Here is a 20,024-nt window from a genome sequence, read left to right as displayed (position 1 = left end):
GTCTCTAAAGGCCCCTCAGTCCCATTCCAGGCCGCCGCGCCGCCATACGTACGCGTACGCGACGAAGACGGTGAGCACGAAGAGCAGCATCTCCACGAGCCCGAAAACACCCAGGGCGTCGAAGGTGACGGCCCAGGGGTAGAGGAAGACGATCTCGATGTCGAAGACGATGAAGAGCATCGCCGTCAGGTAGTACTTGATGGGGAAGCGCCCGCCGCCGGCCGGCGTGGGGGTCGGCTCGATACCGCACTCGTAGGCCTCGAGCTTGGCCCGGTTGTAACGCTTCGGACCGATCAGCGTGGCCATGACCACGGAGAAGATCGCAAAGCCTGCCCCGAGGGCTCCCAGTACGAGGATGGGCGCATAAGCGTTCACCGCTCCTCGCTCCTCTCAGTCGGCACTGACTGCTGGCGGTTGCACTGGGCTCACATCCGCCGCACCGGTCCCACGAGCCCCGCTCGCCCCGGGCGAAGATCGAGAACATGTGAAGCAGGTCACAAGCCCAACTGCCTCGCATCTTATGCCCGCCACTCTGTGATCTGCGACACGGGGTATTGCACAAGCTTTGTGATCTCCACCACCTGACGAAGGATCATGAAGTCGGATGATGAGTGATCTTCGTACGCGAAGCGTTCAGCTGATCACCAGAAGTGACATTTTCGCTCGTCATCGCAGGCCGGAGGGGGCGTCTCCATATCAAGAGAGTTCCGCTGCATGCAAATTGGTGTTGGACGCGGACCGTTGATAGAGGACCGCGTTCACACATGAGGGGGAGCTTCGGAACGCGATGTGGACGGCGTGTGGGCGCGTGCACGCGTTCACGAACTGCCGGCCGCGCGGACGCCACCCTTCCGGTGACCGTTCCGTGACCTCCGCCACATCCATGAGAGGCGTCTGAGAGCGGGGCTTGGCCATCGACCCCAACCAGTGGTAGGTGCGGGGCAATTCGGACGTAATGATCAAAGACCGTGATCAAGGGCTTGATCACAAGGGTCCGCAATGTCCGTTACGGCGTCAATAAAGAGCGACACGCCGGGGATTTGGGGCCTCGATTGAGTAACTGTGGCGCAGCACACGTTTCTTGAAGATATGAAGGAGCCCCTGGTACCGGTTATTCCCATGTCCCACACCGCTCACATACGCAGCCACCGGAAGCCCCGCCGCAGCGCGTCCACCATCGCGATGCGGGCCGGCGTTGCCGGTGGCGTCCTCAGCACCCTGGCAGTGGCCGGGGCGTCCGGGTCGGCGAACGCTGCCGAGCCGGTGACGCAGACCCTCGAACTGCCCACCCTGACGGCCGACCTGGCCGCCCAGGTCGCCCAGTCCGCGGACGCCACGCAGCAGGCCGCCGCGAACTACCAGCTGCAGGCCGAGCGTGACGCGGCCGCCGCAAACGCCGCCAAGCAGGCCAAGTCGGACCTGGCGGACGCGAAGCAGAAGGCGGCGGAGGCCAAGAAGAAGGCTCAGGAGGCCGCCCGCAAGGCCGCCGCCGCGCGTGCCTCGCGCAACGCGGAGCGGACGACGCTCTCCACCACGGCGAGCACCGGCACCTCCACGAGCACGTCCACGGCCACCGGTTCGGCCGCGGCCGTCGTCGCCTTCGTGAAGGCGCAGATCGGCAAGGCGTACGTCTCCGGCGCCACCGGTCCCTCGGCCTACGACTGCTCCGGCCTGGTGCAGACGGCCTTCAAGCAGGTGGGCATCAGCCTGCCGCGCGTCTCCCAGGACCAGTCGACGGCCGGCACCCAGGTGTCGCTGAGCAACCTGCAGCCGGGTGACATCCTGTACTGGGGAAGCGCGGGCAGCGCGTACCACGTGGGCGTGTACGTCGGCGACGGCATGTTCGTCGGCGCGCAGAACCCCTCCAGCGGCGTCGGCGAGCACCCGCTGTCGTACGACCCGCCGACCGGCGCCGTGCGAGTGCTCTGAGCACTCGGCACACGTCTCACGCGCGTAGGGCCGCAGCCGCTCGGGGGCAGCGGCCCTTCCGCACACCCGATGACCGCATTTCCGGGTCAATCCGGGCAGGTTCGCCCTATACGGCTCATCCCAGGTCGAAGGTGTTGGGCAGGCCCAGCCGGTGGCGCAGCTCGTCCACGCGCTTGAGGGGCTCCATCTCGGGCGGACGGAACAGCTCCCAGATCCGGCAGCGCCCTGTGTCCGAATTGTCCGCGTCCAGGAGTGCGTTGACGGCACGTCGCGCGGACTCGTTGGCACCCTCCATCGTCGCCAGGTCCACATCCGTGCGGACGTAGTCGCCGGCGAGGAAGAAGTTGGGCACCGCCGTCTTCGCCGACGGACGGTTGTAGAGCGTCCCCGTGGGATGGATGAGGAGCTGCTCGCGGTTCTGCGGGTCGGGGCCGCCCAGACCGGTCACCGCGGGGTCCATGAACCAGCCGAGCCGGTCCTCGTCCCTGAGGACCGTCTTGCCGGAGTCGTTCACGCCGTCCTTCAGCTGGGCCCAGAGCTCTGCGACGATCTCGTCCTTGGTGCACGCGCGAGCCGTCTTGCCGTACAGGATGCCTGGCTTGTCCCACTCGGAGATGATCGCGGACAGGCAGTCGTGGGCCCGGCCGTCCCCGTAGTCGCGCGAGAAGTCCCGTACGTCCCAGAACTGGGCCTGGCCGACGCCCGTCACCGCCCAGGGCGAGTCGAGGCAGTTGATGTGGCCGTGGACGACGGGTGTGGGCGTGCGCAGATAGAACTGGACGCCGGTCATCCAGTCGGTCTTCAGCGCGTCGCACCGGCCGAGCTGCGGGTCGGCGGCGCGCAGGGCGCGCCCCCAGGTCGCCCGGGCGTGCTCGACGGGCATCGCGCAGACGTAGTGGTCGGCGGTGATCGTGCGCTCCTGGCCACCATCACGGGCCGACACCCGGGCGCCGGTCACCCGGCCGCCCTCGTAGATCACCTCCCGCACCTGCGTGCCGAGGACGAACTCGACGCCGAGCGAGCGCAGGTGTGCCTCCCAGGGGTCGATCCAGGCCTCACTGGTCGGAGCGTTCAGGACGCGGTCGATGTCGGCGTCGCCGTCCATGCCGCGGCCGAGCAGGCCCCACAGCAGCAGGGCCTCGATGATGACGCGGCCGACCGTGCGGGTGGAGGCGATCTCGGCACGGGTGGCCACCAGGTTGCGGGTCTGGCCGATGCCGAGGAGGACCTGGTATTCGTCGCTCATCTCGCCGGCCCGGATGAAGTCCCACCACGCCGTCTTCTCCCACTGGTCCTCGCGGCGGGCGTCGCAGCTGGTGAGGTGGACCAGGACGCGGTCGGCGAAGTAGGCGGCCTCGTGGGCCGGGAGGCGGGTGCCGAGGTCCAGGACGGACAGGATCTGGTCGCGGAGCCAGGACGGGGTGATGTCCCCGGGCGCGGGTGGGGTGGTGACGCGCCGCAGGGGGAAGTGCAGGTCGGGCCGGCCCGAGCCGCGGGCAAACAGGGCCTCGGTGCCGCTGCGGAGGTTGTCGTGGACGCCGCCCGCGTTGCCGGGCACGGGGATGCGGCGCATGGTGTCCGGGAGGTTCCGGTAGAAACCGGGGAAGAAACGGAAACCGTGTTCGCCGGGGAGCGGTTTGCGGCCGCCGGTGCCCGTGCCGGGGACGTCCATCGAGCGGGCCTTGCCGCCGAGGTGGTCGTAGTACTCGTAGACGGTGACGGCGTAGCCGCGGTCGGCGAGTTCGTGGGCGGCGCTGAGGCCGGAGACCCCGCCGCCGAGGACGGCGACCCGCTTGGCGGCGGCCGGGGTCGCGGCGGCCGCCGTCGGGGCCGTTCCTAAGGCGGCGCCGGCCGCACCGGCGGCGAGCGCTCCGCCGGCCGCCGTCAGGAAGCGTCTCCTGGGGGGCCCGACGTGTCCGACGTGCCCATGTGACTGCCGCGCGAGTTCTGTTGTCATGAGAACCGGAGGGTAGGGAGGGGCTCCGGATGCCGGAAGCCCGCGAACCTGTCACCCACAGCATCCTCACAAACACAGGGAGACAGCGATGCCGAGCGTGTTCGTGCAAGGCGCCCCCGCCGACCACTACCCGCGTTACGCCCCCGAGGCCCGGCGCGGTGCGGTGCGCCGGATCACCGAGGTCGGCGAGGAGGTGCTGCACAGGCCCTGCCGGGACGTCACGGAGTTCGGGCCCGACCTCGCCGCACTCATCGACGACATGTTCCTCACCATGTACGTCGCCGAGGGGGCCGGACTGGCGGCGAATCAGGTTGGGGTCGATCTGCGCCTGTTCGTGTACGACTGCCCCGACGACGATGGAGTCCGGCATGTCGGACACGTAGTGAATCCGGTGTTGGAGGCCGCCTCCGCCGGGCGGCGGCTGATCGACGACGGCGAGGGGTGTCTGTCCGTGCCGGGTGCCGTGATGGCCGTACCGCGGCCCGAGCGCGCCGTCGTGCGCGGGCAGGACAAGGACGGTGATCCCCTGCTCATCGAGGGCACGGGCTATTTCGCGCGCTGCCTCGTCCACGAGACCGACCACACCGACGGCCACATCTACCTGGACCGGCTCTCGAAGCGGGAGAAAAAGGATGCTCTGCGGCAGATGGCGGACCGGCGGGAGGAGGTGTTCGCCCGCCGGGCCGCCAACGCCGAGGCTCTCAGGCCGTAGGGTCTTTCTTTCGGATCAGGCCGGCTCGGAGCGACGGCGCCTTCTGTCCGACCCCGGCAAGATCCGAAAGAGAGGCCCTGGTCATGCCTTCGGGGCCACCTTGCTCAGGCCGTTGATGATGCGGTCCATCGCGTCGCCGCCCGTGGGATCGGTGAGGTTCGCGAGGAGCTTCAGGGTGAACTTCATCAGCACCGGGTGGGTGAGGCCGCGCTGGGCGGCGATCTGCATGACCTTCGGGTTGCCGATGAGCTTCACGAAGGCGCGGCCGAGGGTGTAGTAGCCGCCGTAGGTGTCCTTGAGGACGCGCGGGTAGCGCTGCAGTGCGATCTCGCGCTGGGCGGGCGTGGCCCGGGCGTGGGCCTGCACGATGACGTCGGCGGCGATCTGGCCGGACTCCATGGCATAGGCGATGCCCTCGCCGTTGAAGGGGTTCACCAGGCCGCCGGCGTCGCCGACGAGCAGCAGCCCCTTCGTGTAGTGCGGCTGGCGGTTGAAGGCCATGGGGAGGGCGGCGCCGCGGATCGGGCCGGTCATGTTGTCGGGGGTGTAGCCCCAGTCCTCCGGCATGGAGGCGCACCAGGCCTTGAGGATCTCGCGCCAGTCCAGCTCCTTGAAGGCGGCCGAGGTGTTGAGCACGCCGAGGCCCACGTTGGAGGTGCCGTCGCCCATGCCGAAGATCCAGCCGTAGCCGGGCAGGAGGCGGTCCTGGGGGCCGCGGCGATCCCACAGCTCCAGCCAGGACTCCAGGTAGTCGTCGTCGTGGCGCGGGGAGGTGAAGTAGGTGCGCACCGCCACGCCCATGGGGCGGTCCTCGCGGCGGTGCAGCCCCATCGCGAGGGACAGGCGGGTGGAGTTGCCGTCGGCGGCGACGACGAGCGGCGCGTGGAAGGTCACCTCGCGCTTCTCCTCGCCGAGTTTGGCGTGCACGCCGGTGATGCGGCCGGTGCGGTCGTCGACGACGGGGCCGGAGACGTTGCAGCGCTCGTACAGGCGGGCGCCGGCCTTCTGGGCGTTGTGGGCGAGCTGCTCGTCGAAGTCGTCGCGCTTGCGGACCAGGCCGTAGTTCGGGAACGAGGCGAGATCGGGCCAGTCGAGCTGGAGCCGGGAGCCGCCGCCGATGATGCGCAGGCCCTTGTTGCGCAGCCAGCCGGCCTCCTCGGAGATGTCGAGGCCCATCGCGACCAACTGCTTGACCGCGCGCGGGGTGAGGCCGTCGCCGCAGACCTTCTCCCGCGGGAACTCGGTCTTCTCCAGCAGGAGGACGTCGAGTCCGGCCTTGGCGAGGTGGTAGGCGGTGGTGGAGCCGGCTGGCCCCGCGCCCACGACGATCACATCGGCGGTGTTGTCGGAGAGGGGCTCGGTCACGGCGGGATCTCCCCAAGTTCGAAATCTGCGTGCCGACCGGCACTGGACATGGGCAGTCTATTCAGCAGAATTGATCACCCGGCTGAAGGGCTGCCCCGTGAACGAAGCTCTCCCCGCAGTACGGCTGCGTGTGCCCACCGACGAGGACGCGTTCGCCTGGCACCGGGTGTTCGCCGATCCCGAGGTCATGGAGTTCCACGGCGGGAAGGCCGCCGAGCTCTCGGTCTACGAGGAGCTGACCGCGCGCCAGCGCCGGCACGACGCGGAGCGGGGGTTCTGTCTGTGGTCGGTGCTGGACGACTCGGGAGACGTCGTCGGCTTCACCGGCGCCCAGCCGTGGCCGCATGCGTGGGGCCCGACGGGCGAGATCGAGATCGGCTGGCGGCTCGGCCGGGCGCACTGGGGCCGGGGTTACGCCACGGCGGCCGCCGAGGAGACGCTGGTGCGGCTGCGGGCGGCGGGGGTGCCGCACGTGGTGGCGATGGTCGACGCGCGCAACGCACGTTCCATCGCGGTCACCCGGCGGCTGGGCATGCGGCTCATGGAGACGTTCGTGACCGCTTCCTCGGCCCGGGAGGGGGCACTGCTACCGGCTCGATCTGTGACTCAGAGTAACTAACTGTTACAGAAAGCCACATGGCGCTTCCGGGTGGCGCGGGGGCGAGTTACCCTTCCAGTACCGCTGGGGGTGACATCTGTGCGTATAACACCCAATACACCCGAAACGCGCGTTCCTCGTCTGGTCGGTCTGATGGCCATGGACGCGCGTGAAACGGCCCGGGCGCGGGGCCTGTTCCTCAACGCGCCGGACCGCCCCGACTTCCACCACACGGTCGTCGACTACGTCGTACGCCAGTATCCGCCGCCCGGTGCCGAGGTGCCGCCGGACTCCATGGTGTACGTGTGGTTCGACTTCGGTGAGGGTGAGGGCGGCGGAGGCGTGCGCGAGCCACGCATCCCGCGGCCGCCCACGGGTGGAATGCAGCGCGAACTGGGTGAGCCCGGAGACGCCTTCGAGATGATCAACCGCTGAACCGCGCGAAGGGGTTCAGCTCTCCTTGAAGCCCCGGTGCAGCGCGACCACGCCGCCGCTGAGGTTGCGCCAGGCCACCTTCGACCAGCCCGCCTTGCGCAGCCGTTCGGCGAGGGCGGGCTGGTCGGGCCAGGCACGGATGGACTCGGCGAGGTACACGTACGCGTCCGGGTTCGAGGACACCGCGCGTGCGACCGGCGGCAGGGCGCGCATCAGGTACTCGGTGTAGACGGTCCGGAAGGGCTCCCACGTCGGGTGCGAGAACTCGCAGATCACCACTCGTCCGCCAGGCCGGGTCACCCGGTACATCTCGCGCAGCGCCGCGTCCGTGTCCTGTACGTTGCGCAGTCCGAAGGAGATCGTGACGGCGTCGAAGGTGTCGTCCTTGAACGGCAGCCGCGTCGCGTCGCCCGCCGTGAACGGCAGCCAGATGTGCCTCTTCTTGCCGACCTGGAGCATCCCGAGGGAGAAGTCGCAGGGGACCACGTACGCGCCCGACCGGGCGAAGGGCAGCGAGGAGGTCGCCGTACCGGCCGCGAGGTCGAGGACCTTCTGCGCGGGACGCGCGTCGACCGCCTTCGCCACCTCCTTGCGCCAGCGCCGGTCCTGGCCGAGCGACAGCACGTCGTTCGTCAGGTCGTACCGTTCCGCCACGTCGTCGAACATCGAGGCGACTTCGTGCGGCTGCTTGTTCAGGGAAGCGCGGGTCACCCGCCCATTCTTGCAGCACGGCCTCCCGGGATCAGTCGCGGCTTCTTCTTCGCGGCCACGTCCTCCACCCAGCCGCACGCCAGGACGAAGGCGGCGATCAGGAGCCAGCCGATGCCGAACATGAACCACTGGCTGTCCAGCGGCAGGTACTTCTCGAAGGCGGGCACGTCCCAGAACCGGTCGATCAGCGGGACCGCGAGAACGAGGGCGATCTCGTGCCAGAGGTAGATCGTCACCGCGCGCGCGTTGAAGACGGTGACCGTGCGGTCGAGACGCCGGAAGCGGGTGAGCCGGGCGAGGTCGATCCGGAAGTACGCCTTGGTCCACATCAGCAGCGTCACGAAGCCGGCCGACCAGAAGGCCTGCGCGAGCGGGTTCTCGTCGAGGTCGTACGTGCCGAAGTCGGCCCGGTGCGAGAAGGCGTACCAGGCGCCGTACCCGAGCGCGGCGAGCGAGAGGACGCTCACGAGGGCCGGCTTCGCCCGCTGGAGCACGCCGTCGCGGTGGGCGAAGCCGAGGATCCAGCAGAAGAGGTACGTCGACAGGTCCCACAGGGCGCTGCCGAAGCGGTTGTCCGGGCCGGACCAGAGGAAGTTCAGGACCAGGACCGGGGTGAGGGACAGCAGCAGGACGGGGACGGGCGCCTTGCGGAAGATCCACAGCAGGGCCGGGGACAGCAGGACGAACCAGAGGTACGTGCGCAGGTACCAGAGGATCTCCCAGGCCTGCTCGCCCCACGCGTTGCCCGGGGGATCACCGAGCGGCACGATCCAGTAGACGATCTGCCGGCCCGGCATCCAGCCGTGGATCAGCATCGCGAGGACGACGAAGAAACCCCAGAACCAGAAGGGGGGCAGGAGGCGGCGCAGGCGGCTCCTGAGGACCTTGAGGGCGGGGCGCTCCAGGGACTTGGCCATGAGGGTGCCGGCGAGGGCGAACATGACGCCCATGGAGGGGAAGGCCAAGCCGCACCAGGCCCAGCCGAACGTGTGGTAGGTGACGACCCGGATGAGGGCCAGTGCTCTGAGGGTGTCGAAGTAGCGGTCCCTCGCCGGGGCCGAGGGGTGAGCTCGGGGCAGTCGGGCGGTGTCCGAGACGGTGCCCTGCGCTGCGGGCTGTGCCCACCCTCCCCCACTCTCGGCCGCGCTCGAACGGGGGGACCCCCGTCGCCCTGCGGAACGACTGCCCACGGCCGGTTCCGGAGCAGGGCCACTCCTTCGACGGGATCCCACTCAGCTCACCCCCGCCGGGGTGCCGACCTCGCCCGTTCGTTTCAGTTTCTGCCAGCGGAGGCGGCCGCCGGTGAGGGCTGTGACGCAGGAGTGGATGAGGACGAGGTACATCATCTGGCGGTAGGCCAGTTGCTGCAGGGGCATCATCAGCAGATAGCGGTACTTCTCGCGGTCGAGGCGGAAGGCGTAGGCGGCGCAGGCCAGTTGGACGGCCAGAACCGCGAGCCAGGCCAGCAGGGACGCCCGGAAGTCGACGAAGATCATCGAGTAGACGGTGAACACGTCGATCAGGGGGGCGAAGAGCGGCGTGACGATCTGGAAGACGACCACCAGGGGCATGCCGACCAGGCCGAAGCGGCCCGAAGGGCCCCTGTCCGTCAGGGACCTGCGGTGTTTCCACAGCGCCTGCATGGTGCCGTAGGACCAGCGGTAGCGCTGGGACCAGAGCTGCTTGAGCGAACCGGGCGCCTCGGTCCAGGCCTTGGCGTGCTCCTGATAGACGACCCGCCAGCCCGCGCGGTGCATGGCGATGGTGATGTCGGTGTCCTCGGCGAGCGTGTCCTCGCTCATCCCGCCGACCTGCAGGACCGCCTCGCGGCGGAACGCGCCGATCGCGCCCGGGATCGTCGGCATGCAGCGCAGCAGGTCGTACATGCGCCGGTCCAGATTGAATCCCATCACGTACTCGATGTGCTGCCAGGCGCCGATGACCGTGTTGCGGTTGCCGACCTTGGCGTTGCCGGCGACCGCGCCGACCTCGGGGTCGGCGAACGGCTGCACGAGGTGCCGCACGGTGTCGGGTTCGAAGACCGTGTCGCCGTCCATCATCACGACGATGTCGTGACGGGCGCTGCGCACACCGTTGTTCAGCGCCGCCGGCTTGCCCGCGTTCTCCTGGCGGATGACCCGGACGTTCGTCATGCCGAGCGAGTTCGCCGCATCGCGCGCGATCTCGGAGGTGCCGTCGGTCGAACCGTCGTCCACGACGATGATCTCGATCAGGTGGGTGCTCCGCGCCAGCGACTCCAGGGTGTTGGCGATGCACTCCCTCTCGTTGTACGCCGGGACGATCACGCTCACCGGATCGGTCACCGGCGGCCCCCAGCCGAACCGGCGTCTGTTGCGCTTTCGGTGGTGGCGCCGCGCGAGGACCAGCATCATCCCGAAGCGGCCCATGACGGCCACGCCGACGACGATCAGGCCGGCCGAGAGCGCGGGTACGGTCCACTCGGCGACGGCGACGGCCGCGACGAGGGCCTTGCCCTCGTAGAGGGTCATGCCGGTGGCCTCGCGATGGGCGGCCTGGAGACGGGAGGTGGTGGACGCGCCGCCCTGCTGGTTCGGTGCGGTGCCGTAGCCGGGCTGCGCGCCGGCCGCCCCCGTGGCCGTAACAGCTCTTGATGCGGCGGACGCGGCCTGCCTCCCGGCCGAGCGCTGCTTCTCCATGACCCCACTGATGGTGGTGAAGGTGTAGCCCTTCGCCTTCATCTTCTCGATGTACTCGGGGAGCGCCTCGATCGTCTGCGAGCGCTCACCGCCGGCGTCGTGGAAGAGCACGGAGGCGCCCTTGGTGCCCTTGGGCGTCGCCCACTTGACGATCTTCGAGACGCCCGGCCTCTTCCAGTCGTCGCTGTCGGTGTCGACGAACACGCTGGTGTAGCCGTCCTGGCCGAGCCTCTTGTAGACCGGCCAGCCGTAGTTGTCGATGGCGTCCGTCTCGGAGGAGTACGGCGCGCGGAACAGGGTCGTGGTGATGCCCGCCGCGCCGGCGAGGGCGAGCTGCGTCTGCTCCATCTCGCGGTCGACGCGGGAGTCGCTCTGGTACGACAGGTCGACGTGCGTGAAGGTGTGGATGCCGACCTCGTTGCCCTGCCGGACCATCGTGCGCACGATGCCCGGGTAGCGCGAGACCATCGAGCCGACCAGGAAGAACGTGCCGGGCACGTCGTACTTCTCGAGGATCTCGAGCACCTGGGGCGTCCAGGTCGGGTTCGGGCCGTCGTCGAAGGTGAGCGCGATGGTCTTGGCGGGGACGGAGACCGTGGCGGCCTGGCCGCCGCGGAAGGTGAGGATCGGGCCGCCGTTCAGGATCTTGTCGGGGACCGCGCTGGAACTGGCGCCGTCGCGCACCCGCTCGTCGCCGCCGACCTCGGCGCGCAGATAGCCGTCGAGCAGCATCACGCAGGTCAGTGCGAGCAGGAGGAGCAGGGCGAGGATGACGCGCGGGCGCTGCAGCGTGGCGGCCCGGCCCGCGGCCCGCTCGATGCGGGTGGGGGCGCGCCTGCGGCCTCGGGAGGGCGTGGAAGTGATCATGACTGCCGCCTGTGCCCGGTCAGTCGGAGTCCGCGGCCGCGGACACGGACACGGATGCCGACGCGGATGCGGGCGGGGCGGCGGTGCGCGAGGGCGGCGCCGACGGGGTGCGGTTCGAGAGGCCCGCCTGGCGGCCGATCCCACCCTGCGGGCGGATGCCGGCGGGGGCCCGGCCGCCCTCGGCGCCACCGAAGGGGAACAGCGAGGACGGGGTGAGGGAGGTGCCCCAGCCCATGAAGGCGGCGCCGAGCACGCCCGCGTACGCGAGGCAGACGACGCCGACGAGCAGGCCGATACGGCGGAGCACCTTCGACCGGCGTCCGGTGGAGTCAACGAACACGGGCCCTTCGGTGGACCCGTTGCCATGTTTGCGGCGGCGACCGCGCCCGGCGGCACGACTTTCGATGGCGGGTTCGGATTGCATTCCTCGGATATTAGGCAGCCTTTATGTGTCCCTTTCTCGGTGCTTCTTATGAGCCACCCATGAAGGGAACTCAAAGCTGTCGCTTTCCTGAGAAATTCCATGAGAACGTTCCGAACAAACTGGCTTGAATAGCACGATCAAGCCGGGCATAAACCCTCGAATCGCCCTGCGAGGTATCGCCCATGATGTGAGACATTTCCTTGCGTTCGAACAAACCCTGTTTCCGTCCTGAGACAGAAGTCACGAGAGCGGGTGCATGCGCCGATGAGGAGCCGTCCGACACGGATCGCGGGGTTCGCCTGCATGTTTGCACTCGCTGTGACAGGTTGCTCCAAGGGCTCGGAAAGCACGCCGTACTCCCCCGCCTACGCCCCCTATGTCAGCGCCATCGAGGCCGCTGCCACCGACTCCGCCGGTGCCCCTTCGACGTACAACCTCGCCTTCGTGATCTCCGACGGCAGCGGGTGCGCACCGAAGTGGAACGGGACCGAGGCGATCGGAGACTCGGCCGTGAAGTCCCGGATCTCGCGGCTGAAGAAGGACGGCGCCACGGTCCGTGTCTCCTTCGGCGGGGCCTCCGGCAAGGAGTTGGCCGCCACCTGCGACAGCGCCTCCGCACTGGCGACCGCCTACGCGAAGGCCCTGGACGCGGCAGGCTCCACCCGGGCCGACTTCGACATCGAGGGCGACGAACTGGCCGACTCCGCCTCCACGGCCCTGCGTTCACGTGCGATAGCCCGGCTGCAGCGGCAACGCCCGGACCTGAAGGTCTCCTTCACCCTTCCGGTGATGCCCGCGGGCCTCGACTCGGACGGCCTCGCGCTGCTGGAGTCGGCGAACCGGTACGACGTCCAGGTCTCCACGGTCAACCTGATGACCATGAACTACGGCGAGTCGTACGGCGGCGACATGGGCGACTACGCCCTCACCTCCGCCAAGGCCGCGCACACCCAGCTGAAGAAGGTGTTCGGGCTGTCCGGCGCGGGCGCCTGGCGGGGCATGGCGCTCACCTCGATGATCGGCGTCAACGACGTGGCCGGGGAGACCTTCACCCTCTCCGACGCCGCGCAGGTGCGGAAGTTCGCCGAGGAGGAGGAGATCGCCTGGGTGTCGATGTGGTCGACGTTCCGCGACCAGCAGTGCGCGGACGGGGAGAGCGGGCAGGACGACGCGGCGACCGACTGCAGCGGGGTGAAGCAGGATTGGGGGGCGTTCGGGGAGGCTTTCGCGGGCTGAGCCGGCGTTCGCAGACGCGAGCCGTGCTCAGCGGCCGCGGTACACGAGCCGCCCGCCGATCACGGTCGCCACGCAGGTCCCGGCGCCGCGCCGGACCAGTTCGCCCCGGTCCGCGACGTCGAACACGGCGAACCGGGCGGGACCGCCCGGCACCAGCCCCGGCAGCAGGATCAGCGGGGTCGGGGACAACGCCGCCGGGCCCGGGAGGCGGTCCGGCCGCTGTCCGACCGCGAGCCCGGCCCTGCGCACGGCGTCGACCACGGCCCTCGACCGCAGCTCCCCGGCCACCGCCACCGTGCCGTGCGCCAGCATCCGCTGCACACCCCGCCGCGCGCTCGCGCCGAGGCGGGCGGGGTCGGTGCGGAAGATCTCCCGTGCCCGCTCCCCGCCGATGGGCTCGGTACCGAGGGCGTCGGCCTCGCGCGGGTCGGGATGGTAGGTGGCCTCCAGCAGTTCGGGGCCGTACGGGTTCAGCAGTCCCGGCGTCAGGATGCCGGGCCAGCGCCGCACCCTCGCCCGCGGGGCGGCGGCGGCCAGATCCTCGTACCGGCCGACGGCGGCGACGGACGCCCCGTCGACCAGAACCGCCGTCTCGGGCGACTGTTCGGCAACGTGAAGTGTCAGCACGAAAACGCCCGGTCGGCTCTAGTTGGGCGCGAGCAGCTTCAGCTCGGGGTGAGCCGTCCCGCCCTCGATCGCCGTCGACGAGATGTGCGACATCACCCGCTCGTCGACGGGGTCGTTCGCCGGGTCGTCGTGCACGACGAGGTGCTCGTAGGTCGTGGCGCGCTGCGCCGGGACCCGGCCCGCCTTGCGGATCAGGTCGATGATCTCCAGGCGGTTGGAGCGGTGCTTGGCACCGGCCGAGGAGACCACGTTCTCCTCCAGCATGATCGAGCCGAGGTCGTCCGCGCCGTAGTGCAGGGAGAGCTGGCCGACCTCCTTGCCGGTGGTCAGCCACGAGCCCTGGATGTGCTGGACGTTGTCGAGGAAGAGGCGGGCGATCGCGATCATCCGCAGATACTCGAAGAGGGTGGCCTGGGTACGGCCCTTCAGGTGGTTGTTCTCGGGCTGGTAGGTGTATGGGATGAACGCGCGGAAGCCGCCCGTGCGGTCCTGCACGTCCCGGATCATGCGCAGGTGCTCGATGCGCTCGGCGTTCGTCTCGCCCGTGCCCATCAGCATGGTGGACGTCGACTCCACGCCCAGCTTGTGCGCGCTCTCCATGATCTCCAGCCAGCGCTCGCCGCTCTCCTTGAGGGGCGCGATGGCCTTGCGGGGGCGCTCGGGCAGGAGTTCCGCGCCGGCGCCGGCGAAGGAGTCCAGACCCGCCTCGTGGATCCGGGTGATGGCCTCCTCGACCGACACGCCGGAGATACGGGCCATGTGCTCGACCTCGGAGGCGCCCAGCGAGTGGATCACCAGCTGCGGGAAGGCGTCCTTGATGGCCTTGAAGTGCTTCTCGTAGTACTCGACGCCGTAGTCCGGGTGGTGCCCGCCCTGGAACATGATCTGGGTGCCGCCCAGCTCGACGGTCTCCGCGCACCGGCGCAGGATGTCGTCGAGGTCGCGGGTCCAGCCCTTCGCGGTGTCCTTGGGGGCCGCGTAGAAGGCGCAGAACTTGCACGCCGTGACGCACACGTTCGTGTAGTTGATGTTCCGCTCGATGATGTACGTCGCGATGTGCTCGATGCCCGCGTACTTGCGGCGGCGCACGGCGTCGGCGGCGGCGCCCAGCGCGTGCAGGGGCGCGTCGCGGTAGAGGACGAGTGCCTCGTCCGGGGTGATCCGCCCACCGGCAGCGGCTCGGTCGAGGACAGACTGGAGGTCGGCCTTCTCGGTCACCAGGGGTCCCTTTCGTCAAGGGTTGTGGACGGACCAAGCCAGCCTACGCCAGCCGTTTTCCCGCAAGGACGTCAGGCCGTGTACGCGCCGGTCAGCAGCCCCGCGAAGGCCCCCGCGATGAGGAACGGCCCGAACGGGATGGCCGTCTTGCGCCCCGCGCGCCGGGCCACGACGAGTGCGCCGCCGTACAGCGCGCCGAGCAGGAAGCCGGCGAAGGCGCCGAGCAGGACCGTCGGCCAGCCGTACCAGCCGAGGACGGCGCCCATGCCCAGGGCGAGCTTCACGTCCCCGAAGCCCATGCCGGCCGGGTTGATGAGCCACAGCACGCAGAAGCCGCCGCCGAGCGCGAACGCGCCGTACAGCGCGGTGAGCCAGTGACCGGCGTGCTCGGGCAGCAGCGCGACGAGGCCGAGCAGCGCGAGCCCGGCGGTCGCGAGCGGCAGGGTCAGCGGGTCGGGCAGCCGCCGCACCCGCAGGTCCACGGCGGCCAGCAGCACCCACACCGGCGCGAGCAGCAGCCAGACGGCCAGCTCGGGCCGGGTACCGGTGGCGGCGGCGAGGGCGGCGCAGGTGAGGGCGGTCGCGGTGGCGAGGCGGACGGCGGACGGGCCGTACGACGTCTGCGCGCACTCCCCGCAGCGTGCCCGGCCGAGCCACCCGCGGATCGGGTGCCCGTCAGGACACCGCTCCCGCCACGGCTCCTCCTCCGGGACGGCGAAGCGGTAGGCGGCCCGGGGCAGCAGCACGCCCGCCACCGCGCCCCACAGCACCGCGACGAGGACCAACGCACCCATGCTCACGGGGAGATCCTATGGAGTGCGGCCGGTGGAGGAAGCCGGTCTCAGACGGCCGGCATCGCGTAGACCTCCTGACCACCGGTCACCAGCAGCCGGTCGCCCGACCGGGCGATCTGCCAGTAGTCGGTGGCGTCGGTGTTGTCGACCCAGGTCCAGCGGACCTTGCCGGTCCTGGCGTCCAGCGCGATGATGCCGCCGCCCAGCGGGCCGGCGGCCGCGTAGAGCGTCGTCCCGGCTTTCAGGAACGCCTCCCTGGGCACGCGGTTGCCCGTCTCGCAGAGCCAGATCCGCTTGACGTCCTTGACGTCGACGGCCCAGACGCCGTGCTCGTAGTCGGTGGCGTAGAGCACGCCGTCGATGGCGGTGGGGTTGTTGAAGCCGCGGCGGCCGTTCGACGACATCGTCCAGCGTGTCCTGCCGGTCTCGATGTCCACGGCGGTCAGTTCTTCGCCCGGCAGGAACACCAGCCCGTCCGCGGCCGTGGGCTGCCAGCTCCAGTCGTCGCCGATCTTCCTGGTCCACAGCTGACCGCCCGTGGCGGTGTCGCGCACGGTGAGGTTGTAGTTGGAGTCGGCGTAGACGAGGTAGTTGCCGGAGACGGTGCCCTCGACGTCGTAGTCCTTGGTGCCCCAGTCGCGCCGCCGCAGCCACGTGGTGCGGCCCGTGGCGTGGCTGACCGCGGCGACGGCGGTGCGGTACTTGGTGGCGCTCTTCGCCTGGCCGTAGTCGGTCAGCGTGACGTAGACGTTCTTGTCGTCGATGGCGATCGTCCGCTCGATGCTCAGCTTCTTGCCGAGCCGGCTGCGCCAGGCCTCGTCGCCGGTCCTCACGTCGTAGGCGACCAGGACGCCGTCGAAGTCGCCGTCGGCCAGGAACACCTTGCCGCCGTGGAAGAGGAGCGGGGCTCCGGAGCGGCAGACGCCCTTCTTGGACCAGCGCGGCTTGCCGGTCTTCACGTCGTACGCCACCAAGGGGTCGCCGCTGACCAGGAGCAGTCCGTCGTAAGCGAGGAGCGGTACGGAGGTCGCGGTGCTGTCCTCGGCGGCGCTCTCGTGCCACAGCGGCTGCGGGGACACCCCGGGAGGCGGGGTGGTGAAGGTCTCGTCGGCCGGCTTGCCGGAACTGCCGCGGCCGGCCGGTCCGTCGGTCGTGCCGGTGCCGTCGTCCTTGCCGGACAGCCACCAGGCCGTGCCCCCGCCGGCCACGGCGACGGCGGCGGCCCCGCCGAGGGCGTAGGAGAGGGCGCGACGGCGGGTGGGTGCCGAGGAGGCGTCCGTGGCGCCGATCCGGACGGTGCCGGAGGGTGGGGTGTCGTGGCCGGGGACGGGTGTGCCGTGGGCGGACGCGGGGGTGCCGACCGGCGGATGGCCGTACCCGGCCGCGGGCGTACTCGCCGGCGGGTAGCCGTGTCCCGCCGCCGGCGTACCCGCCGGGGGCACCGCGGCGGCAGGCATCGTCGGGGCCGGGCCGAAGGAGGGTGCGGCGGCCGGTGCGCCCGGCTGCTCGGGCGCCTCCAGGTCGAGGATCCCGGCAGCGTGGGTGGCGATGGTGGAGGCCACGGCCGACGGCAGCCAGTCGCTGAGCACACCCGCGGCACCCTGCGGGGCCAGCGCCGTCACGATCTCGGCGGGGCCGGGCCGGGCGGCCGGGGCCTTCAGCAGACAGGCCCGCAGCAGCCCGAGCAGGGACTGCGGTGCGCCGGTCAGGTCGGGTTCGCCGTGGACGACCTGGTAGAGCATCGCCGCGTGCGAGGCGGCGCCGTCGCCGAAGACGTTGCGGCCGGTGGCCGCGAAGGCGAGGACGGCGCCCAGGGAGAAGACGTCGCCCGCCGGGCCGACGTCCTGGCCCAGCGCCTGCTCCGGGGGCATGTAGCCGGGCGAGCCGACCACGACTCCCGTCTGGGTCATCCGGGTGCCGTCCACCGCTCGCGCGATGCCGAAGTCGATGACGCGGGGCCCGGCCGCGGCCAGGAGGACGTTCGACGGCTTGAGGTCGCGGTGGATGAGCCCGGCCGCGTGGATCTCCTGGAGGGCGGCCGCGAGCCCCGCGCCCAGCGCGCGCACGGTGCGCTCGGGCAGCGCGCCGTGCGTGGCCACGAGGTCCGTCAGATCCGGGCCGAGCACGTACGAGGTCGCCAGCCACGGCAACGGCGCCTCCGGGTCGGCGTCCACCACCGAGGCGGTGTACTGGCCGGAGACCGCCTGGGCGATCTCCACCTCGTGCCGGAAGCGGCGGCGGAAGTCGGCGTCGGCGGCGAGGTCGGGGCGTACGACCTTCACGGCGACCGTGCGACCGCCGGGCGAGCGGGCCAGGTAGACCCGGCCCATTCCGCCGGCTCCGAGCCTGCGCAGCATGCGGTAGCTGCCCAACTCCCGCGGGTCGTCCGGCTGCAGTGTCTCCATGGCGGGTGTTCCCCGTCCTTCCCCGTTGCGATGCTTTGCCCTGCTTCGCTCAGCCTTGCTCGGCGTCACTCGGCGTTGCTCCGCGTTGTGCCGCCCTGCCGGTCCGATGGCCGTGCGAGGACGCGCAGTTGGCGTTCGCCAACGCGGACACAGTAGTGACAGCCGGGGAGGAAGGGGTGACGGGGGCGTGGGTGTGAGGCGCGGGCGGGGCCGTGCGCGGGGCCGTGGACTAGTCGGCCTTCGACATCCGCGCGACCGGGTTGCCCTCGGCCGCACTGTCGGAGGAGTAACGGAGGTCGTCGCCCACCGGCGTCAACTGGACCGGATGCGGCGTGGGGTTGCAGCCGGCGTGGTTGTCCGCGGCGCCCACCGAGGTCGCCACGACGCCCGTCTTCGTCACCTTCTTCAGCGTGAGGATGTCGGTGCAGACGGCTCCGAGCTGGTCGGTCTGCTTCAGCCGCCCCAACTCCCGGCCGACACGCGCCTGGTGGACGGTGAGCCGGAAGGTGCCCATGGGCAGGCTGCCGCCGAGCCCGGTCGCCTGGCCCTCCCAGGTGCCGAGGTAGCGGGCGGGGATCGCGCCGGCCGGGCTGTCGGTCCGGGTGGGCGCCGGGGACTCCGCGCCCTGCGTGGGGTCCGGCTCCTCGGAGTAGCCGTCGGCCGGCTGCGACGCCGTGGCCGAGTGGGAGGCGGACGGTGCGCCGCCCGCCGTGTCGTGGTCACCGCCGGCCCACGGGCGCAGCAGAGTCCCGAGCCCCAGGGACACGACGGCCAGCGCTCCCGCGACGGCCAGCGCGACGGTGCAGCTCACCCGCCGCCCGCGCCCGCTCTCCCCCGGCACGGAGGTCGCCGCCACGCTCACGCTGACCTTGCCGGGACCGGGCACCGCGTCCCGCGCCCCGGGCACGACGGTCGGGTCCGCGCCCGGAGTGCCGGACCGCCCGGCCGGAACACCCGGGGATACGGTCGGCGCACCCGACGGCACGGCAGGAGCCCCGGACGGCACGGCAGGCGTCCCGGGCACGGCAGGCGTCCCGGACGCGACCGCCGGAAACCCGGGCGGAGTCATCACCGGAGCCGGCCCGAACTCCCCCGAGGCGACGCCCGAAGTCCCGCCCACCGAAGGACTGCTGAACTCCACCGGACCGGACGGCGCCGTCTCCGTCGTGTCCAGGTTGAGCAGGTGTACGGCGCTTCGGCTGACCTGTTCCACCAGCGGGCCCGGCAGCCAGCCACCGGCGACCAGCCGGGCGGCGCCCTCGGGGGCGAGCCGGCGGGCCAGCTCGGCGGGGGCCGGACGGGCCGCCGGGTCCTTCGCCAGGCAGGCAGCCGCCGCTTCCCGCAAGTCGCCGGTCAGCGAGCCCAGTTCCGGCTCCTCGTGAACGACCTTGTAGAGCAGCGCGGCCGAGGAGTCGCCGGGGAACGGGGGCTCACCGGTCGCCGCATAGGCCAGCACCGCACCCAGGGAGAAGATGTCGGCCGCCCCGGTGACCCCCTTGCCGAGGATCTGTTCGGGGGACATGTAGCCGGGCGAGCCGACGGAGACGCCGGTCGACGTCAGGGACGCCGTGCCGTCCGTGGCCCGGGCGATGCCGAAGTCGATGAGGAGCGGTCCGTCCAGGGTCAGCAGGACGTTGGAGGGCTTCACGTCCCGGTGGACGAGGCCCAGTTCGTGCACCGCCGTCAGGGCCTCGGCGAGGCCCGCGCCCAGGGCCCGTACGGTGTGCGCGGGCAGCGGGCCGCCGTCCGTGACGGCCGCGGCGAGCGAGGGCCCGGCGGCGTAGGCGGTGGCGACCCAGGGCACGGCGGCCTCCGGGTCGGCGTCGAGGACCGGCGCCGTCCAGGCGCCGCCGACCCGGCGGGCGGCCTCCACCTCGCGCCGGAAGCGGGCGCGGAACTCCTCGTCGAGCGCGAAGTGCGGGTGCACGATCTTCACGGCCACCGTGCGGCCGCCCGCGCTGCGGCCGAGGTAGACGCGGCCCATGCCGCCGGAGCCGAGCCGGCCGAGCAGCCGGTAGGGCCCGACGGCGGCCGGTTCGTCGGCTCCGAGCGGCTGCATGGCGTCCAC

At 70.9% G+C, this 20,024-nt stretch carries 16 protein-coding genes and 1 pseudogene; 5 read left to right on the top strand and 12 right to left on the bottom strand.

Annotated features, from left to right (window positions below):
- Nucleotides 1–15: 15 nt before the first annotated feature.
- Complete coding sequence (locus AC07CM_RS25050) at nt 16–375, bottom strand: NADH-quinone oxidoreductase subunit A (RefSeq protein WP_007383963.1); 360 nt, start codon at nt 373–375, stop codon at nt 16–18.
- Between the two features lie 744 nt (nt 376–1,119).
- Here AC07CM_RS25050 and AC07CM_RS25045 point away from each other — a divergent pair.
- Nucleotides 1,120–1,929 (top strand): C40 family peptidase, encoded by an 810-nt coding sequence (locus AC07CM_RS25045; RefSeq protein WP_478878694.1) that lies wholly within the window; start codon nt 1,120–1,122, stop codon nt 1,927–1,929.
- A 115-nt stretch (nt 1,930–2,044) separates the two neighbouring features.
- Here the strand turns inward: AC07CM_RS25045 and AC07CM_RS25040 are convergent, their stop codons facing one another.
- Nucleotides 2,045–3,886, bottom strand: coding sequence for a hydroxysqualene dehydroxylase (locus AC07CM_RS25040; protein ID WP_478878693.1), 1,842 nt, complete (start codon nt 3,884–3,886; stop codon nt 2,045–2,047).
- Nucleotides 3,887–3,974: 88 nt separating this feature from the next.
- Between AC07CM_RS25040 and def the strand changes: the two genes are divergently transcribed.
- Nucleotides 3,975–4,598 carry a peptide deformylase gene (gene def, locus AC07CM_RS25035; protein ID WP_478878692.1) on the top strand — a complete coding sequence of 208 codons (624 nt, stop codon included), beginning with the start codon at nt 3,975–3,977 and terminating at the stop codon, nt 4,596–4,598.
- A gap of 81 nt (nt 4,599–4,679) precedes the next feature.
- Here the strand turns inward: def and AC07CM_RS25030 are convergent, their stop codons facing one another.
- Entirely contained in the window at nt 4,680–5,963 is a 1,284-nt protein-coding gene (locus AC07CM_RS25030; protein ID WP_478878691.1) for a geranylgeranyl reductase family protein, read from the bottom strand.
- A 70-nt stretch (nt 5,964–6,033) separates the two neighbouring features.
- Here AC07CM_RS25030 and AC07CM_RS25025 point away from each other — a divergent pair.
- Nucleotides 6,034–6,568 (top strand): annotated as a pseudogene (locus tag AC07CM_RS25025) (GNAT family N-acetyltransferase).
- Between the two features lie 92 nt (nt 6,569–6,660).
- Nucleotides 6,661–6,996 carry a PASTA domain-containing protein gene (locus AC07CM_RS25020; protein WP_478878690.1) on the top strand — a complete coding sequence of 112 codons (336 nt, stop codon included), beginning with the start codon at nt 6,661–6,663 and terminating at the stop codon, nt 6,994–6,996.
- Nucleotides 6,997–7,011: 15 nt separating this feature from the next.
- Here the strand turns inward: AC07CM_RS25020 and AC07CM_RS25015 are convergent, their stop codons facing one another.
- The 4 genes from AC07CM_RS25015 to AC07CM_RS25000 all read right to left on the bottom strand — a co-directional run bounded on the left by AC07CM_RS25015 (nt 7,012) and on the right by AC07CM_RS25000 (nt 11,592).
- On the bottom strand, nt 7,012–7,707 hold the full coding sequence (locus tag AC07CM_RS25015; protein WP_478878689.1) for a demethylmenaquinone methyltransferase: 696 nt from the start codon (nt 7,705–7,707) through the stop codon (nt 7,012–7,014).
- A complete protein-coding gene (locus AC07CM_RS25010; protein WP_478878784.1) occupies nt 7,704–8,786 on the bottom strand; it encodes an acyltransferase family protein in 1,083 nt (360 codons plus the stop codon). The genes AC07CM_RS25015 and AC07CM_RS25010 overlap by 4 nt, the downstream gene beginning before the upstream one ends.
- A 153-nt stretch (nt 8,787–8,939) precedes the next feature.
- Entirely contained in the window at nt 8,940–11,252 is a 2,313-nt protein-coding gene (locus AC07CM_RS25005; RefSeq protein WP_478878688.1) for a bifunctional polysaccharide deacetylase/glycosyltransferase family 2 protein, read from the bottom strand.
- 19 nt (nt 11,253–11,271) lie between these two features.
- Nucleotides 11,272–11,592, bottom strand: coding sequence for a hypothetical protein (locus tag AC07CM_RS25000; protein WP_478878687.1), 321 nt, complete (start codon nt 11,590–11,592; stop codon nt 11,272–11,274).
- Between the two features lie 348 nt (nt 11,593–11,940).
- Here AC07CM_RS25000 and AC07CM_RS24995 point away from each other — a divergent pair, with 348 nt between their 5' ends.
- Entirely contained in the window at nt 11,941–12,912 is a 972-nt protein-coding gene (locus AC07CM_RS24995; RefSeq protein ID WP_478878686.1) for a chitinase, read from the top strand.
- Between the two features lie 27 nt (nt 12,913–12,939).
- Here the strand turns inward: AC07CM_RS24995 and AC07CM_RS24990 are convergent, their stop codons facing one another.
- The 5 genes from AC07CM_RS24990 to AC07CM_RS24970 all read right to left on the bottom strand — a co-directional run bounded on the left by AC07CM_RS24990 (nt 12,940) and on the right by AC07CM_RS24970 (nt 20,015).
- A complete protein-coding gene (locus AC07CM_RS24990; protein ID WP_478878685.1) occupies nt 12,940–13,539 on the bottom strand; it encodes a hypothetical protein in 600 nt (199 codons plus the stop codon).
- A gap of 18 nt (nt 13,540–13,557) precedes the next feature.
- Nucleotides 13,558–14,757, bottom strand: a complete 1,200-nt coding sequence (gene mqnC / locus AC07CM_RS24985) for a cyclic dehypoxanthinyl futalosine synthase (protein WP_478878684.1) — start codon at nt 14,755–14,757, stop codon at nt 13,558–13,560.
- A 71-nt stretch (nt 14,758–14,828) separates the two neighbouring features.
- Nucleotides 14,829–15,551 (bottom strand): prepilin peptidase, encoded by a 723-nt coding sequence (locus tag AC07CM_RS24980; RefSeq protein ID WP_478878783.1) that lies wholly within the window; start codon nt 15,549–15,551, stop codon nt 14,829–14,831.
- Nucleotides 15,552–15,598: 47 nt separating this feature from the next.
- Nucleotides 15,599–17,956, bottom strand: a complete 2,358-nt coding sequence (locus tag AC07CM_RS24975; protein WP_478878683.1) for a protein kinase domain-containing protein — start codon at nt 17,954–17,956, stop codon at nt 15,599–15,601.
- Nucleotides 17,957–18,185: 229 nt separating this feature from the next.
- Nucleotides 18,186–20,015, bottom strand: a complete 1,830-nt coding sequence (locus AC07CM_RS24970) for a serine/threonine-protein kinase (protein ID WP_478878682.1) — start codon at nt 20,013–20,015, stop codon at nt 18,186–18,188.
- Between the last annotated feature and the right edge of the window lie 9 nt (nt 20,016–20,024).

It is taken from the genome of Streptomyces sp. NPDC044061 (assembly GCF_056434305.1).
Note: the sequence above shows the minus strand (reverse complement) of the source record. Positions and strands in the feature narration are given on the sequence as shown.